The organism is Actinomadura xylanilytica (assembly GCF_030283145.1).
Classification (GTDB): Bacteria; Actinomycetota; Actinomycetes; order Streptosporangiales; family Streptosporangiaceae; genus Spirillospora; species Spirillospora xylanilytica.
In genome coordinates, this window is sequence record NZ_JASNWE010000001.1 from 2,082,615 (window position 1) to 2,098,950 (window position 16,336).

Consider the following 16,336-nt stretch of genomic DNA (forward strand, 5'->3'; position numbering starts at 1 on the left):
TAACAGAAAGGAAACGCCGCGCCCGAGAGGATCATGGGCGCGGAGGCCCGGCGGCCATCGCCGAGCGGCCTGAGAAAGGAACGGACACATGCGGGTGCTGGTGGTGGAGGACGAGCCGTTGCTCGCCGATGCGATCGCCGAATGGCTGCGGGCCGAGGCCCACGCCGTCGATCTCGCCCGCGACGGGGAGGCCGCCCTCGAACGGGCCGGCGTCAACGACTACGACGTGGTGATCCTGGACCGGGACCTTCCGGTGGTGCACGGCGACGACGTCTGCCGCGAGCTGGTCGAGGCCGGAGCGGCGCCGCGGGTGCTGATGCTCACCGCCGCCGCCGAGGTCACCGACCGCGTCGCCGGGCTCGGCCTCGGCGCCGACGACTACCTGACCAAGCCGTTCGCCTTCAGCGAGCTCGCCGCCCGCGTCCTGGCGCTCGGCCGGCGCTCCCGTCCGGCCGCGCCCCCGGTGCTGCGCCGGGCCGGGATCAGCCTCGACCCGGCCCGCCGGGAGGTCTTCCGCGACGGCCGCTACGTCCCGCTGGCGAGGAAGGAGTTCGCCGTCCTGGCCGAGCTGCTGGGCGCCGACGGCGCGCTGGTCTCCGCCGAACGGCTGCTGGAGAAGGTGTGGGACGAGCACGCCGATCCCTTCACCGGCGCGGTCCGGCTCACCGTCCTCAAGCTGCGCCGCAAGCTCGCCGACCCGCCCCTGATCGAGACCGTCACCGGAGCGGGGTACCGGATCCCGTGAAGCTCCGGAGACTGCTCCCCCGCCGGATGCCGCTGCGGGCCCGGCTGACCCTCACCTACGGCGGGCTGTTCCTCATCGCCGGGCTGATCCTGCTCGGCTCCACCTACGTGCTGTTCAACCAGCAGATCTCCAAGTCCGGCCCGAAGGTCATGGCCCAGATCCGCAAGACGCCGGGCGCCCCGCCCCCCACGTCCGCCCCGTCCGGCAGGCCCGCCGCCGCTCCCTCTTCCTCCGGCACCGCTCCCTCTTCCGCCGGCAGGCAGGTCTTCGCGTTCACCCCGGACGGCATGGTCAGCGGTCCCGCCGCCGATCGGTGGATGCGGCGCGAGCAGGACCGGCTGCACGACGCGGCGACCACGTCCCTGATCACCCAGGGCGGGATCGCGCTGCTGGTGGTCGGCGGCGCGGCGGCGGGGCTCGGCTGGCTCATCGCGGGGCAGATGCTCGGGCCGCTGCACCGGGTCACCGAGACCGCCGGGCGGATCGCGAGCGCCCCCGGCGCGGGCCGCGGGCTGCACGAGCGGATCGCACTGCGCGGCCCCGACGACGAGGTCAAGGAGCTCGCCGACACCTTCGACGCCATGCTGGAGCGGCTGGACCGGTCCTTCGACGGGCAGCGCCGCTTCGTCGCCAACGCCTCGCACGAGCTGCGCACCCCGCTCACGCTCGGCCGCGCGCTGGTCGAGGTGGCGATGCACCGCCCGTCCGCCTCAGCCGACGTCCGGCGGCTCGGCGAGCACCTACTGGAGATCAACTCACGGCACGAGCGGCTGATCACCGGGCTGCTGCTGCTGGCCGGCTCGGAGAACGAGCTGACCCGACGCGCCCCGGTCGACCTCGCCGACATCGTCGGGCACGTCGTCGCACAGACCGTGCCGGAGGCCCGGCAGGCCGGGATCACCGTGCACGAGGACGCGGGCGAGGCGCCCTGCACGGGCGACGCGCTGCTGCTGGAACGGCTGGTGCAGAACCTGGTGGAGAACGGCATCAGGCACAACACCGGAGACGGCGGCTGGGTCCGGGTCACCAGCCGCACCCGCGACGGGCGCGCCGAAGTGGAGGTCTCCAACTCCGGCCCGGCCGTCCCGGCGTACGAGATCCCCGCCCTCTACGAGCCGTTCCGCCGCCTCGACACCGACCGGCTCGTCACCGCCAAGGGCGTCGGGCTCGGCCTGTCGATCGTCCGCGCCATCGCGCTCGCGCACGACGGCGAGGTCGGCGCCGTGCCCCGACCGGGCGGCGGCCTGACGGTCACCGCCACCCTCCCGCCGCGCTGAGTCCGCGCGTACCCCCGATGCCGCCGGCGGCGCCGTCCCGTCGTGATCAGTCGGCGTGGTCGAGCGCGGCCTGGACGATGGCGTCGGCGTCGATGCCGTGGTGGCGGTAGACCTCCTCCAGCGATCCGGACTGGCCGAACCGGGTGACGCCGAGCGAGGTCACCGGAACCTGGTTGACCGTGGCGAGGAACGTCAGCGTGTGCGGATGCCCGTCCAGGACGGTGACCAGCGGCGCGGCGCGTCCGGCGGGGAACGCCTGGTCGAGGATCCAGCTCGGCGCGTCCTCCTGCCCGCCCCGGGCGCGCAGCGCCCGGTACAGCAGGCCGGGGCTGGTCACGCACACCACGTCGGCGCCGATGCCGAGCCGCTCCAGGTGGTCGGCGGCGGCCAGCGCCTCGGGCACCACCGCGCCCATGGCGGCGATGGTGACCCGGGCGTCGGCGGCCCGCCGCAGCGGGTAGGCGCCCGCGACGGACTGGCGGCGGCGCCGCTCCCTGGCCGCCGGGTCGCCCGGCACCGCGGCCAGGGACTGGTCGACCGGACGGGTGGACAGCCGCAGGTAGGTCGACGTGCCGTCCGGGCGGCCGAGCCGGGCGAGCCCGGCCAGCAGCGCCCACTCGACGTCGATCGCGAAGGCCGGCTCGTAGGTGACGCAGCCGGGCTGCTCCAGCCCGAGCGACGGCGTGGTGATCGACTGGTGCGCGCCGCCCTCGGGCGCCAGGCTCACCCCGGACGGGGTGCCGACCAGGATCGACTGGCCGCCCGCGTAGATCCCGAACGACCACGGCTCGAGCGCGCGCTGGACGAACGGGTCGTACAGCACCCCGATCGGCAGCAGCGGACGGCCCCAGCGGCTCCACGTCGCGCCGAGCTCGCCGAGCAGGCCCACCAGGTTGGTCTCGGCGATGCCGAGCTCGATGTGCTGGCCGGTCGGGCGCTCCTGCCAGTGCAGGATCGTCTCGGCGTCGTCGGCGAACCAGTCGCGCCGCTCGCTCGGCGACCACACGCCCACCTTGTTGACCCAGCCGCCGAGGTTGGTGCTGGAGCTGACGTCGGGCGAGACGGTCACCACGCGGCCGGCCGCCTCGGGCGCCTCCCGGGTCAGGTCCATCAGCGTCCGGCCCAGGGCGGCCTGCGTGGTCGCGGTGCCGGACGGGGTGCGGCCGATGTCGGCGGGCAGCTCGGGGACGGCCTCGCAGGGCCGGTCCTCGCGGCGCAGCCGCTCGGCGACCTCGGCGCACAGCCGCCCGGCCGCGCCCTCGCCGCCGAACCGGCTCCAGGGACGCTCCGGGTCGGTGCCGAGCGTGGCGGCCAGCTCGCGCATCTGCTCGGCGGTGAGCAGCGAGGAGTGGTTCTGCGGATGGCCGCGGGTGGGCAGCCCGTACCCCTTCACCGTGTACGCGAAGATCACCGTGGGCCGGGTGTCGTCGATCGCGCCGAACGCCTCGTCCAGCGCGCCGAGGTCGTGGCCGCCGAGGTCGCCGATCGCGGCCAGCAGCGTCGCGTCGTCCAGCCCGTCGGCGAGCGCGGCGATCTCGGCGCGGCCGGCGCCGTCGCCGGGCAGCCGCCGGCGCAGCTCGGCGGCGTCGCAGCGCAGCAGCCGCTGGTACTCGGGGTTGGCCATCCCGTCGATGCGGGCGCGCAGGGCGCCGCCGCCGGGACGGGCGAACAGGTCCTCCAGCACCCGCCCGTACTTCACCGACAGCACCTGCCAGCCCGCCGCGCCGAACATGCCCTGGAGCCGCCCGGCGGCGATGCCCGGGACGACCCGGTCGAGCGACTGCCGGTTGAGGTCGACGATCCACACGATCTCGCCGAGCTGCGCCACGGCCGGGTCGAGGATCGCCTCCCACACCGCGCCCTCGTCCAGCTCGGCGTCGCCGAGCAGCGAGTACTGGCGGCCGGACGGGCCGTCCTCGCGCTCGACGTAGCGGCGGGCCAGCGCGCCCCAGATCGGCGCGGTCGCGCCGATGCCGACCGAGCCGGTCGAGTAGTCGACCGCGTCGGGGTCCTTGGACCGGCTCGGGTAGCTCTGGAGGCCGCCGAACGCGCGCAGCGTCGGCAGGTAGGCCTCGTCCAGCCCGCCGAGCAGGTAGTTGATCGCGTGCAGCACCGGGGAGGCGTGCGGCTTCACCGACACGCGGTCGGCGGCGGTCAGGTGCCGGAACCAGAGCGAGGTCATGATCGACACCATCGACGCCGACGACGCCTGGTGCCCGCCGACCTTCAGCCCGGACGGGTTGGGCCGCACCCGGTTCGCCTCGTGGACGATCGACGCCGAGAGCCACAGGACGCGGCCCTCGATCTCGCGCAGGGTGCCGGACACGGCGGGTGCCGCAACGGTCATCTCTCTCACCGGCCTTCACCGAAGACGCGCTCCGCGCAGCGCCGGCGGATCCGCATCCTCCCTCGGAGTGTGCACTGACTGCTCGGAGCACACCATGACGTGCTCTAATGCACAACACGAGCCAAGAAACTTGAGCATAATGCACTCTCCCCCCGCCCCCTGCCCCCGTGAAGGTGAGCATCGTGCAAGACGACCAGCGGATCGATCCGGCCGACGCGCGGCTGCTGCTGGCGATGGTCCGGCACCCCCGCGCCACCATCGTCGCGCTCGCCGAGAAGGCCGGGCTGTCGCGCAACACCGCGCAGGCCCGGATCACCCGGCTCGAACAGGAACGCGGCCTGGAGTCGTTCGAACGGCGCGTCTCCCCCGGCGCCCTCGGCTACCCGCTCACCGCGTTCATCACCGCGCAGGTCACCCAGCGGCGGCTGGGCGAGGTCGCGGGCGCGCTCGCCGAGATCCCCGAGGTGCTCCAGGTGCACGGCGTCAGCGGCGCCACCGACCTGCTCGTCCACACGGTCGCGGCGGACGCCGACGACCTCTACCGGGTCGCCGGGCGGATCCTGGCCGTCCCCGGCGTCGAGCGCACCCAGACCGCGCTGGTGATGCGCGAGCTCGTCGAGTACCGCGTCACGCCGCTGCTGCGCCGCCTCGCCGAAGAGGGCAGGACGCCCCGCTGACGCGGTTCCCCGGCCCGGACGCGATAACGTCGCGCAGTTCACCCACCAGGAGGCTTCATGAGCGACGCGCGTCCGTCCATCCCCGAGCTCGACCTGCTCAAAGGGTTCGCCGACCGGCAGAGCGGGCCCTTCGCGCCGGGGTTCGAGCTGTTCTACCCGGCCCGCCGGGAGATCACCTGGTTCGGGCCCGATCCCGACCGGGCCCGCCTGGACCAGCTGATCCCCTTCGCCACCGCGGGCGGCCCCGACTCGGTCTACGCCCTCTGGCGGTGCGACGACCGGGCCGAGCTCGGCACGCTTCCCGTCGTCTTCTTCGGCGGGGACGGCGACCTCAGCGTCGACGCGCGCGGGCTGCGCGAGCTGTTCGAGCTGCTCACCGTCATCGAGGACGGCGACGCGGGGCTCGTGCCCGCCCGCCGCGAGTACCTCGACTGGGTGCGCCGGACCTTCGGGCTCACCCCGCCCGGCGACCCCGCCGCGATCGTCCGGGCCGCGATGCTGGAGTACGGGCCGAGCTTCGCCGAATGGGTCATGGAGTTCAGCCCCGAGGAACTGGTCGACGACCTCCTCGACCAGCTCGACACCATGGCGGGCAAGCGCTAGGCCGTCCGGCGGGGCCGGTTCCGGAGGGCGGCCCCCGGCCGCGCGAGCGGCGGTATTCCCGGTGGCCTAAGATCGCCACGTGATCATGTCCGGCCCGATTTCCGCGGGCCGGCGTGCCGTCGACGTCCTTTCCCCCGGAGGCGCTTCGTGGCCGATTCCCCCTTCCAGTTCCCCGTCGCCGGCGAGCCCGTCCGCCGCACCCTGGCCCGGCTGCGCGACCTCGGCCCGGTCGTCCGCATCGAGCTTCCCGGCGGCGTCCCGGCGTGGGCGGTGAACGGCCACGACGCGATCGCCGAGCTGCTCGCGCACGACAACAAGCTCGTCACCCGCAACCCGCGGCACTGGGCGGCCCTCCAGAATGGCGGCGTCCCGGCCGACTGGCCGATGCGGCCGCTCGTCACGGGCGAGCACCTCCAGGTGCTGGACGGGGCCGACCACCGGCGGCTGCGGACGCTGCTCTCCCGCGCCTTCACCCCGTCCCGGGTCGAGGCGCTGACCCCGCGCATCGAGGCACTGGTGGCCGAGCACATCGACGGCCTGCTCGCGGCCGGCGGCACGGCCGACCTGGTGCCCGGCTTCACCGAGCCGCTGCCGATCTCGGTGATCTGCGAGCTGTACGGGGTGCCGACGGCCGAGCTGCACCAGTTCCGCGGCTGGGTCAGCACGCTGATCGCGCACACCACCACCGGCGAGCAGGCCGCCGCCGCCAACCAGGACATGCTCGGCTACCTGGCCGAGCTCGTCGACCGCAAGCGCCGCGAGCCGGGCGACGACCTGACCAGCGGGCTGGTCCGGGTGCGCGACGAGGACGACGCGCTGTCGGACGCCGAACTGGTCACCAACCTCTGGCTGATGATCCTCGCCGGGCACGAGACCACCGTGCACCTGCTCGGGCAGGCCATCGTCGCGCTGCTCACCCACCCCGAGCAGCGGGCCCTGGCGGTCGAGGGGGACCGCTGGCCGGACGTGGTGGAGGAGACCCTCCGGAACCGCACCCCGGTCACCGCCTCGCCCTTCCGGTACGCGATGACCGACCTGACGCTCGCGGGCGTGCCGGTTCCCGCCGGCGACGCCTTCCTGACGTGCTACGGGGGAATGGGGACCGACCCCGACCGGTACGGCGCGGAGGCCGAGCGTTTCGACATCACCCGGGAGAACCCCGCGCACCAGGCGTTCGGCTACGGCCCGCATTTCTGCATTGGCGCGCCGCTCGCCCGGCTCGAAGGCCGCATCGCCCTTTCCGCGCTGTTCAACCGGCTCCCGGAATTGCGGCTCGCCGTCGATGCGGACGATATTCCCTACTCGCCTTCGTTCATCACCCACGGGCCGCTGTCCATTCCGGTGGAACTGCGCGCCAAGGCCGCGGTCCCCGGCTGATTCGGAACGGTCCCGGCGGCGTCCCGGCACCCGCCGGGGCGCCGCCGCGCACCCGTCCACACCAAACGGACACACGCCCCATAAGCCCCGATCTCGGACGGTGGGGCGCCCTCTCTCGGCGCTTCTCCCCATTCCGCCGGAATCTTCCCTAGGGTTCCACCCTGGAGACCGGCGGGCCGCCGCCGCCGATCGGGCGGCGCGCGACCTCCGTGTCCCAGCGAGGAGTGATGACCATGCACCTGGCCGGCGCCGGACCGACCGAGCCGTCCTTGGAGTCGATGGCGGCCGAACCCATGTTCACGCGGGAGTACGAGGCCCGTCCCGCCGAGTTCTACCAGCGGCTGCGCGACACCTACGGGCCGGTCGCACCGGTCGACGTGCTGGGCGTGCCGGCCTGGCTGGTGCTCGGCTACACGCAGGCGCTCGACGTCCTCCAGGACCGGCAGGGCCGGTGGACCAAGCACATCTCGAGCTGGCCGGCGTGGTCGGACGGGCGGGTGCCGGCCGACTGGCCGCTGCGGCACGCGTTCGGCAACGACTGCCTCCTGGTGTCGGACGGCCGGAAGGCCGACCGGCTGCGCAGCGCCTGGATCCTGGGCCTGCGCCCGTACCAGGACCGCACGCACCGCCAGGCCCGCGAGCTGGAGAACACGGTCGGCCGCTACGCCGACGAGCTGATCGACGTGCTGTCGGAGGGCTCCAGCGGCACCGGCTGGGCCGACCTGTCCGCGCAGTACGCCCGGCCGCTGCCGCTGATGGTGCTGAACCGGATGATCGGCTTCGCCGACGACCGCGGCGACGACCTGCTGATGGACCTGTGGCGGGCGATGGACGCCGGCCCCGAGGCCGTCGAGGCCATGGGGCGGATGTACACCGTGACGGCCGAGACGATCGAGGCCAAGCGCAAGACCCCGGGCGAGGACCTCACCTCCTACCTGATCGGCGCCGATCCCGGGCTGTCCACCGAGGATCTGTGCAAGGAACTGATCCTGGCGATGTCGATGCTCGGCGACTTCACCGGGACGCTCATCTCCAACACCGCCGCCGCGGTGATCGGTGGGGACCACTCCACCCGGGAGAGCCTGTCGGCCGGGATGCTCCAGGAGACCGTCAACCGGGTGGCGATGGCCAACCCGCCGATGGCCAACATCTCCTTCCGCTTCGCGCAGGCCCCCGTCCGGCTGGGCCGGTTCGCCATCTCCGTCGGCGACCCGGTGTTCATCTCCGTGGCCGCCGCGCACATGGACCCGGTGTTCACCGGGCACATGAACCCCGACTCCATCACCAGCTCCCGCGCGCACCTGGCCTGGAGCACCGGCCTGCACGGCTGCCTCGGCCGCGACCTCGCCACCACGATCACGACGATCGCGATCGGCCGGCTGTTCGAGCGGTTCTCCGCGCTGAAGCTGGCCCTGCCCGCCGACCAGCTCCCGTGGCGGTCCTCCCCCTTCCTGCGCAGCCTCCGCTCGCTCCCGGTCGAGTACGAGCTGTCGGGTCCGCCGCCCGGAGCGCGGCAGCCGGCGGGCGGCGCCCCCGGCCAGCCCGCGAACGCCGGCGCCCAGCCGCCGCGTTCCCGGATGTGGCGGTTCCTGCGCGGGCTGCGGAAGGACTCGCAGTAGGAGCCGCCCGCACGGGGCCGCGCGGCCCGGCCTCCGGACGCCCCCTGCGGAAAACCGCAGGGTCGTCGCTGCGGAGGACGGCCGCCGGCCGGGCGGGCGGCCTCATGGCCCTGGGATCGGCGCGTCCCTAGCGTTCACGGCATGATCAGAACATCACGCAAGATCCTGGTCGCGGCGCTGTCCGGCGCGGTGCTGGCCGTCACCGCCGCGTCCGTGCCGCTGGTCGCCTCGCGGGGCGCCGAGCAGACCGCCCGGCCGCAGGCCGGTGCGAGCGCCGACGTGCAGGCGCTGCTCGACGACCTGGTGGAGAGCAAGGCGGCGACGGCCGCGCTGGTCCGGATCCAGCGGGACGGCCGGGAGCAGGCGGCCGGCGCGGGGGTGGGCGACCTGGCCTCCGGACGCCGCGCCGACCCGTCCGGGCACTTCCGCATCGGCAGCGTGACCAAGACGTTCGTGGCGACCGTCCTGCTCCAGCTGACCGACGAAAAGCGGCTCGGGCTGGACGACCCCGTCGAACGGCATCTGCCGGGCGTGGTCCCGGACGGCGGCCACATCACCGTCCGGCAGCTCCTCGACCACACCAGCGGCCTGCACGACTACATGAGCGAGCCCGGGTACTCCACCAACCGCTGGCGCGGCGCGGACCGGTTCCGCTCCTACACGTCCGCGCAGCTCCTGAAGGTGGCCTTCGCGAAGCCGCCGAACTTCCCGCCGGGTACGCAGTGGCGCTACTCCAACACCAACTACGTCGTCCTCGGGCAGCTCATCGAGAAGATCACCGGACGGCCCTACGGGCAGGAGGTGCAGCGCCGGATCCTGGGCCCGCTGCACCTGACCCGGACGTCCGTCCCCGGCGACCGGCCCGGACTGCCCGCCCCGTACGCTCACGGCTACAAGACCTTGCCGACCGGCCGGACCGTCGACGCGACCCGGATGAACCCCTCGCTGGACGGGCCCGCCGGCGAGATGATCTCGACGGCGGCCGACCTCGACCGGTTCTTCGACGCGCTGCTGTCCGGGCGGCTGACCAGCGCTCCCGCGCTCGCCGCGATGCGCACCACGACGCCGACCGGGGCCGGGTTCGACTACGGTCTCGGCCTCCAGCGGTACACGCTGCCGTGCGGCGCGAGCATGTGGGGCCACAGCGGCGAGCTGATCGGCTACATGACCTTCGCGTTCCGCTCCGACGACGGCCGCCGGATGACCCTGTCGCTCAATCCGGGCGCCCGGAACCCGACCGAGGAGCAGATCCTCCCGATCGCCGCGGCGGCGATCTGCGACTAGCAGGTGTCACCCGTCCCGCCCCGCGGCACTCGCCCGCGGGGCGGCGGGCCGAGCATCGGCGGGACGTTGGGATACTCGGTCCGTGCCCTCCACGTCTCCAGCCCCGCGGCCCGCCAAGCGAGGGCGGCCCGGACACGACCTCGCATCGGTCCTGTCGGTCGCCGTCGCCCTGTTCAACGAGCGCGGCTACGAGGCCACCGGGATGGAGGCGATCGCCCGCGGGCTCGGCCTCACCAAGTCGGCGATCTACCACCATGTCGATAGCAAGGAGGAGCTGCTGCGGATGGCCACCGACCGGGCGCTGGACGGCCTGTTCGAGGCGGCCGGGCAGGCCCGCGACCTCGACGGCCGGGCCATCGACCGGCTGGAGTTCCTGGCCGAGCGCAGCGTGCACGTGCTCGCCGAGCGGCTGCCGTTCGTCACGCTCCTGCTGCGGGTTCGGGGCAACACCGACGTGGAGCGCCGGGCGCTGGAGCGCCGCCGCGCGTTCGACCACCTGGTAGCCGAGCTGATGGAGCAGGCCGCGGCCGAGGGCGACCTGAGGCGGGACGTCGACCCGGCGATCGGCGCCCGGCTGCTGTTCGGCATGGTCAACTCGCTGGTCGAGTGGTACCGCCCGTCCGGCGGCACCGACGTGGACGCGCTGGCCGTCCTGGTCCGCCGCACCGCCTTCGACGGCCTGCGCGCCTGACAATCCGGGCGCCGCCCTGTTCTCTTCCGCCGCCCGCGGGTAGCATTACTTACCGAACGGACGGTTGGTAATCGGGTGAAGGGACCACGGCATGGCAGCGCTGCGCAGTTACGTCTCGGGGGCCTGGCACACTCCGCCCGACGAGGGCGTCCCGGTCCACGACGCGGTCACGGGCGAGGAGGTCGCCCGGGTCTCGTCCACGGGCGTCGACTTCGCCGCCGCGCTCGACCACGGCCGCCGCCGCGGCCGGGAGCTCCGCGCGCTGACCTTCCACCAGCGGGCCGCGCTACTGAAGACGCTCGCCTCGCACCTGAACGAGCACCGCGACGAGCTGTACGCCCTGTCGCGCCGCGCCGGCTCCACGCTCGCCGACGCGCGGATCGACGTGGACGGGGGCATCGGCACCCTGTTCGCCTACTCCAGCAAGGGCCGCCGCGAGCTGCCCAACGACACCGTCCACGTGGACGGCGACGTGGAGCCGCTCGGCAAGGGCGGCACGTTCGTCGGACGGCACCTGATGACCCCGCTGCACGGCGTCGCCGTGCAGATCAACGCCTTCAACTTCCCCGTCTGGGGGCCGCTGGAGAAGCTCGGCCCGGCCTTCGTCGCGGGGATGCCCTCGCTGATCAAGCCCGCCGGGCAGACCGCCTACATCACCGCGCGGCTGGTCGACCTGATCGTCGACAGCGGGATCCTGCCCGAGGGGTCGGTGCAGCTCGTCTGCGGCGACGCGGGCGACCTGCTGTCGCACCTGACCGAGCAGGACCTGGTCTCCTTCACCGGTTCGGCCGCGACCGCGCGCACGCTGCGCGCCCACCCGGTGATCGTGGAGCGGGCCGTCCGGTTCAACGCCGAGGCCGACTCCCTCAACTGCTCGATCCTCGGTCCGGACGGCGACGTGGAGCTGTACGCCAAGCAGCTCGTCACCGAGATGACCGCCAAGGCCGGCCAGAAGTGCACCGCGATCCGGCGGGCGTTCGTGCCGCGAGACCGGCTGGAGGAGGTCACCGCGGCGGTGCGCGAGCGGCTCGGCCGGATCGTGGTCGGCGACCCGGCCGCCGAGGGCGTCCGGATGGGCGCGCTGGCGAGCCTGCGGCAGCGCGACGAGGTGCGCCGCGCGGTCAAGGCCATCGGCGGCACCGTCCTGTTCGGCGACCCCGGCCACGTCGAGGCGGCCGGCGCGGACGGCGAACTCGGCGCGTTCCTGTCCCCGCTGCTGCTGCTGGGCGACCCCGAGCGCGACGAGCCGCACGAGGTCGAGGCGTTCGGGCCGGTCAGCACGCTGCTGCCCTACGACACGACCGAGCAGGTCATCGAGTACGCGGCGCGCGGACGGGGCAGCCTGGTCGGCTCGGTCGTCACCGAGGACGAGGCGTTCGCCCGCGAGGTCGTCCTCGGGCTGGCCCCCTGGCACGGCCGGCTGCTGGTGCTGAACCGCGCGGACGCCAAGGAGTCCACCGGGCACGGCTCACCGATGCCCGCGCTCGTCCACGGCGGCCCCGGCCGGGCCGGCGGCGGCGAGGAGCTGGGCGGCGTGCGCGCCGTCCTGCACCACATGCAGCGCACCGCCGTCCAGGGGTCGCCGGACGTGCTCACCGCGATCACCGGCCGCTGGACGCCGGGCGCGCGGCGGAGCGACGACGACGTCCACCCGTTCCGCAAGAACCTCGCCCGGCTCCGGGTCGGCGACTCGGTCACCGCGGGGCCGCGCGCCGTCACCCTCGCCGACGTCGAGCACTTCGCCGAGTTCACCGGCGACACCTTCTACGCGCACACCGACGCGGAGGCCGCCGCCGCCAACCCGTTCTTCGGCGGGCTGGTCGCGCACGGCTACCTGGTCGTGTCGTTCGCCGCGGGCCTGTTCGTCTCGCCCGAGCCCGGTCCCGTCCTGGCCAACTACGGGCTGGAGAACCTGCGCTTCCTCACCCCGGTCAAGCCGGGCGACGAGCTGACGGTCACGCTGACCGCCAAGCAGATCAGCCCGCGCGAGGGCGCCGCCTACGGCGAGGTGCGCTGGGACACCGACGTGACCAACCAGGACGGCGCATCGGTCGCCAAGTACGACGTGCTGACCCTGGTGGAGAAGTGAGCACGTTCGAGGAGGTGATCGCCGCCGACCGGCGGATCGAGCCGCGCGACGCGATGCCGGACGCCTACCGCGCGACGATGGTCCGGCAGATCGCCCAGCACGCCCACTCCGAGATCATCGGCATGCAGCCTGAGGGGTACTGGATCACCCGGGCGCCGTCGCTGCGCCGCAAGGCGATCCTGCTGGCCAAGGTGCAGGACGAGGCGGGCCACGGCCTGTACCTGTACGCGGCGGCCGAGACGCTCGGCGTGGACCGCGCCGAGCTCGCCGAACGGCTGATCGACGGGCGGCAGAAGTACTCCTCGATCTTCAACTACCCGACGCTCGGCTACGCCGACGTCGGAGTGATCGGCTGGCTGGTGGACGGCGCGGCGATCTGCAACCAGGTCCCGCTGTGCCGCAGCTCCTACGGGCCCTACGCCCGCGCGATGATCCGGGTCTGCAAGGAGGAGTCCTTCCACCAGCGGCAGGGCTACGAGCTGCTGATGACCATGATGCGGGGCACCGCCGCGCAGCGCGAGCTGGTCCAGGAGTCGGTGGACCGCTGGTGGTGGCCGTCGCTGATGATGTTCGGGCCGCCCGACGGCGACTCGCCCAACACCGCGCGCTCGATGGCCTGGAAGATCAAGCGGCACACCAACGACGAGCTGCGGCAGCGGTTCGTCGACATGACCGTCCCGCAGGCCGGGCGGCTCGGCGTGACGCTGCCCGACCCGGAGCTGCGCTGGAACGCCGAGCGCGGCCACCACGACTTCGGCACGCCCGACTGGGACGAGCTGAAGCGGGTCATCCAGGGCGACGGCCCGTGCAACGCCGAACGCGTCGAGCACCGCCGCCGCGCCCACGAGGACGGCGCCTGGGTCCGCGAGGCCGCCACCGCCCACGCCGCGAAAGCCGCGCGGGCCGCGGAGGCCGCGGAGGCCGCGCGGGCCGCGCGGGCCGCGGAGGCCGGACGCTCCACGAAGGAGGAGGTGGCCTGATGTCCTGGCCGCTCTACGAGGTGTTCGTCCGCGGCAAGCGCGGCCTGAACCACGTCCATGTCGGCTCGCTGCACGCGGCGGATGACGAATCGGCCCTGCACAGCGCCCGCGACCTGTACACGCGGCGGAACGAGGGCGTCAGCATCTGGGTGGTCCGCTCGGCGCACATCACCGCGTCCAGCCCGGACGAGAAGGACCCGTTCTTCGCGCCCAGCGGCGACAAGGTCTACCGGCATCCCACCTTCTACTCCATCCCCGACGACGTCCCGCACATCTGATGGGCCCCGACGACGACACCCTCGCCGCCGACGGCCACTGGGCGTTCGGCACCGGCTTCAGCGACCCGCTGAGCGGGCTGCCCATGCCGCCCGCGGGCGCCGACCTGGCCGCGCTCTGCCTGGCCCTCGGCGACGACGCGCTGATCATGTCGCACCGGCTCCAGGAGTGGTGCACCCGCGCGCCCGAGCTGGAGGACGAGGTGGCGCTGGCCAACATCGCGCTGGACCTGCTCGGCCAGGCCAGGCTGCTGCTCGCGCGCACCGGCCGGGACGAGGACGAGCTGGCCTTCCGGCGCGGCGCCGGGGAGTTCCGCAACGTCCGGCTGGCCGAGGTGCCGAACGGCGACTTCGCGCACCTGGTCGTCCGGCTGCTGGTCTTCTCGACCTGGCGGCTGGCGCTGCTGACCCGGCTGCGCGACAGCGACGACGAGGCGCTGGCCGCGATCGCCGCCAAGGGGGTCAAGGAGGTCGCCTACCACCGCGGCTACGCCGCCCGCTGGACGATCCGGCTCGGCGACGGCACCGCGCACTCCCACGAGCGGACGCGGCAGGCGCTCGCCGCCGTCTGGCCGCTGGTCGACCAGCTCTTCGCCGCCGACGGGAACCCCCGCTCCCCCGATCCGGCGGACCTGCGCGAGGAGTTCGACGCGGTCGTCGGCCACGTCCTCGCGGAGGCCACGCTGACGATCCCCGAGACCGCCGCCGAGACCGCCGCCGAACGCGCCTCCCGTGACGAGCACACCGGGGCGCTGGCGGTGCTGCTGGAGGAGATGCAGTCCGTGGCCCGCGCGCTGCCGGGGGCGACATGGTGACCGCGCGGCAGGTCGCCGAGACCGTCACCGACCCCGAGCTGCCCCAGCTCACCCTGGCCGAGCTCGGCGTGCTGCGCGAGGTCGCCGAGCGGGACGGCCGGGTGACGGTGTGGATCACCCCGACCTACAGCGGCTGCCCCGCGCTGGACGCCATGCGCGACGACCTGGTGCGCAGCCTCACCGGCGCCGGGTACGCCGAGGTGGACGTGCGGGTGACGCTGAGCCCGGCGTGGAGCAGCGATCTGATCACCGGGCCGGGCCGCCGCAAGCTCGCCGAGGCCGGCATCGCGCCGCCCGGCCCCGCGCCGCGCCCGGCCCCCGGCCCGGTCCCGCTCGTCCTCGGGCCGGTCAGGACGGCGGCCTGCCCGCTGTGCGGGTCGCCCGACACCGAGGAGCTCTCGGAGTTCGGGGCGGCGCCGTGCCGGGCGCTGCGCCGCTGCCGGTCCTGCCGTGAGCCCTTCGACCACTTCAAGGAGATCTGACCGTGGCCGTCCTGCCCGACCGCCGCCCGCGCGGACTCCGCGTCGGCAGCGTGGAGCGACTGTGCGACGACGCGGTCGCGCTGACCTTCGAGGTGCCCGGCGACCTGGCCGAGCTGTACGCCTTCCGTCCGGGCCAGTCGCTCACGCTGCGGCGGACGGTCGGCGGGCGGGAGGAGCGCCGGTCGTACTCGATCTGCGCCCCGGCGGGCGGCCCGCCGCGGGTGGGGGTCCGCGAGGTGCCCGGCGGGCTGTTCTCGTCCTGGCTGGTGCGGGACGTGCGGCCGGGCGACGAGATCGACGTCCTGCCGCCGAGCGGCTCCTTCACCGCCGACCTCGCCCCGGGCGCGCGGCACGTGCTGATCGCCGCCGGGTCGGGCATCACCCCGGTGCTCTCGATCGCCGCCTCCGCGCTGGCCGTCCCGGACTCGCACGTCACCGTCCTGTACGGCAACCGCAGCAGCGAGACGGTCATGTTCGCCGACGAGCTGGCCGACCTCAAGGACGCCCATCCCGAGCGGCTGAGCATCGCGCACGTCCTGTCGCGCGAGCCCCGCGAGGCCGAGCTGTTCAGCGGACGGCTGGACGCGGCCAGGCTCCGGACGCTGCTGCCGCTGTCGGTCCCGGTCGCGGACGTCGACCACTGGTGGCTGTGCGGGCCGTACGGGATGGTCACGGACGCGCTGGAGGTGCTCGCCGAGCTGGAGGTGCCGCGCGACCGCGTTCACCGTGAGCTCTTCTACGTCGAGGACGTCCCGCCCGCCCGGCGGGAGGCCACCGTCGTCCCGGCCGGCCCCGGCACCCCGGTCACGGTGATCCTGGACGGCCGGACCACACCGCTGGACCTCCCCGCGGGCGCCACCGTGCTGGAGGGCGCCCAGCGGGCCCGTCCCGACATGCCCTTCGCCTGCAAGGGCGGCGTCTGCGGGACGTGCCGGGCGCGGGTCACCGAGGGCGAGGTCCGCATGCGCCGCAACTACGCGCTGGACCCCGCCGAGCTGGACGCCGGCTACGTGCTCACCTGCCAGTCCGAGCCGACCGGAGGGCCGGTCACGGTCGACTTCGACAGCTGAGCGAC

Annotated in this window: 15 protein-coding genes; 14 read left to right on the forward strand and 1 reads right to left on the reverse strand. The window is 74.0% G+C overall.

Translation table 11 applies throughout. From position 1 onward, the window contains the following. The first annotated feature begins 88 nt into the window (after window positions 1-88). Window positions 89-745 (forward strand): response regulator transcription factor, encoded by a 657-nt coding sequence (locus QP090_RS09645; RefSeq protein WP_285938225.1) that lies wholly within the window; start codon window positions 89-91, stop codon window positions 743-745. Beyond that, window positions 742-2,022, forward strand: a complete 1,281-nt coding sequence (locus QP090_RS09650; protein WP_285938226.1) for a sensor histidine kinase — start codon at window positions 742-744, stop codon at window positions 2,020-2,022. The genes QP090_RS09645 and QP090_RS09650 overlap by 4 nt, the downstream gene beginning before the upstream one ends. Window positions 2,023-2,068: 46 nt before the next feature. On the opposite strand, the gene QP090_RS09655 is transcribed toward QP090_RS09650, so the two are convergent. After that, window positions 2,069-4,369: a thiamine pyrophosphate-binding protein gene (locus QP090_RS09655; protein ID WP_285938227.1), complete on the reverse strand. Its 2,301-nt coding sequence runs from the start codon at window positions 4,367-4,369 to the stop codon at window positions 2,069-2,071. Between the two features lie 182 nt (window positions 4,370-4,551). Between QP090_RS09655 and QP090_RS09660 the strand changes: the two genes are divergently transcribed. The 12 genes from QP090_RS09660 to paaE all read left to right on the forward strand — a co-directional run bounded on the left by QP090_RS09660 (window position 4,552) and on the right by paaE (window position 16,331). After that, on the forward strand, window positions 4,552-5,046 hold the full coding sequence (locus tag QP090_RS09660) for an Lrp/AsnC family transcriptional regulator (RefSeq protein WP_285938228.1): 495 nt from the start codon (window positions 4,552-4,554) through the stop codon (window positions 5,044-5,046). Between the two features lie 57 nt (window positions 5,047-5,103). Next, the gene (locus QP090_RS09665) at window positions 5,104-5,649 is read left to right on the forward strand and encodes a CofD/YvcK family protein (RefSeq protein ID WP_285938230.1); all 546 of its coding nucleotides are present in this window, start codon (window positions 5,104-5,106) and stop codon (window positions 5,647-5,649) included. A 147-nt stretch (window positions 5,650-5,796) separates the two neighbouring features. Next, a complete protein-coding gene (locus QP090_RS09670; protein ID WP_285938231.1) occupies window positions 5,797-7,026 on the forward strand; it encodes a cytochrome P450 family protein in 1,230 nt (409 codons plus the stop codon). Window positions 7,027-7,253: 227 nt separating this feature from the next. After that, a complete protein-coding gene (locus tag QP090_RS09675; protein WP_285938232.1) occupies window positions 7,254-8,645 on the forward strand; it encodes a cytochrome P450 family protein in 1,392 nt (463 codons plus the stop codon). A gap of 141 nt (window positions 8,646-8,786) precedes the next feature. Next, complete coding sequence (locus QP090_RS09680; RefSeq protein ID WP_285938233.1) at window positions 8,787-9,929, forward strand: serine hydrolase domain-containing protein; 1,143 nt, start codon at window positions 8,787-8,789, stop codon at window positions 9,927-9,929. 82 nt (window positions 9,930-10,011) lie between these two features. Further along, window positions 10,012-10,620: a TetR/AcrR family transcriptional regulator gene (locus QP090_RS09685; RefSeq protein ID WP_285938234.1), complete on the forward strand. Its 609-nt coding sequence runs from the start codon at window positions 10,012-10,014 to the stop codon at window positions 10,618-10,620. A gap of 91 nt (window positions 10,621-10,711) precedes the next feature. Next, window positions 10,712-12,709 (forward strand): phenylacetic acid degradation bifunctional protein PaaZ, encoded by a 1,998-nt coding sequence (gene paaZ / locus QP090_RS09690; RefSeq protein WP_285938235.1) that lies wholly within the window; start codon window positions 10,712-10,714, stop codon window positions 12,707-12,709. Then, window positions 12,706-13,689, forward strand: coding sequence for a 1,2-phenylacetyl-CoA epoxidase subunit PaaA (gene paaA, locus QP090_RS09695; RefSeq protein WP_285938236.1), 984 nt, complete (start codon window positions 12,706-12,708; stop codon window positions 13,687-13,689). Before paaZ ends, paaA begins: the two co-directional genes overlap by 4 nt. Next, on the forward strand, window positions 13,689-13,967 hold the full coding sequence (gene paaB / locus QP090_RS09700) for a 1,2-phenylacetyl-CoA epoxidase subunit PaaB (protein WP_285938237.1): 279 nt from the start codon (window positions 13,689-13,691) through the stop codon (window positions 13,965-13,967). The genes paaA and paaB overlap by 1 nt, the downstream gene beginning before the upstream one ends. Further along, complete coding sequence (paaC, locus tag QP090_RS09705; RefSeq protein WP_285938238.1) at window positions 13,967-14,779, forward strand: 1,2-phenylacetyl-CoA epoxidase subunit PaaC; 813 nt, start codon at window positions 13,967-13,969, stop codon at window positions 14,777-14,779. Before paaB ends, paaC begins: the two co-directional genes overlap by 1 nt. Continuing rightward, the gene (gene paaD, locus QP090_RS09710; protein WP_285938239.1) at window positions 14,773-15,261 is read left to right on the forward strand and encodes a 1,2-phenylacetyl-CoA epoxidase subunit PaaD; all 489 of its coding nucleotides are present in this window, start codon (window positions 14,773-14,775) and stop codon (window positions 15,259-15,261) included. Before paaC ends, paaD begins: the two co-directional genes overlap by 7 nt. A 2-nt stretch (window positions 15,262-15,263) precedes the next feature. After that, entirely contained in the window at window positions 15,264-16,331 is a 1,068-nt protein-coding gene (paaE, locus tag QP090_RS09715) for a 1,2-phenylacetyl-CoA epoxidase subunit PaaE (protein ID WP_285938240.1), read from the forward strand. Window positions 16,332-16,336 lie beyond the last annotated feature (5 nt).

What these genes read in the sequence shown, in the direction of transcription:
- paaC (WP_285938238.1), top strand. Translation starts at nt 13,967, where the DNA reads ATGGGCCCCGACGACGACACCCTCGCCGCCGACGGCCACTGGGCGTTC.
- paaB (WP_285938237.1), top strand. Translation starts at nt 13,689, where the DNA reads ATGTCCTGGCCGCTCTACGAGGTGTTCGTCCGCGGCAAGCGCGGCCTG.
- QP090_RS09675 (WP_285938232.1), top strand. Translation starts at nt 7,254, where the DNA reads ATGACCATGCACCTGGCCGGCGCCGGACCGACCGAGCCGTCCTTGGAG.
- paaD (WP_285938239.1), top strand. Translation starts at nt 14,773, where the DNA reads ATGGTGACCGCGCGGCAGGTCGCCGAGACCGTCACCGACCCCGAGCTG.
- QP090_RS09665 (WP_285938230.1), top strand. Translation starts at nt 5,104, where the DNA reads ATGAGCGACGCGCGTCCGTCCATCCCCGAGCTCGACCTGCTCAAAGGG.
- QP090_RS09645 (WP_285938225.1), top strand. Translation starts at nt 89, where the DNA reads ATGCGGGTGCTGGTGGTGGAGGACGAGCCGTTGCTCGCCGATGCGATC.
- paaZ (WP_285938235.1), top strand. Translation starts at nt 10,712, where the DNA reads ATGGCAGCGCTGCGCAGTTACGTCTCGGGGGCCTGGCACACTCCGCCC.
- QP090_RS09680 (WP_285938233.1), top strand. Translation starts at nt 8,787, where the DNA reads ATGATCAGAACATCACGCAAGATCCTGGTCGCGGCGCTGTCCGGCGCG.
- QP090_RS09655 (WP_285938227.1), bottom strand. Translation starts at nt 4,369, where the DNA reads ATGACCGTTGCGGCACCCGCCGTGTCCGGCACCCTGCGCGAGATCGAG.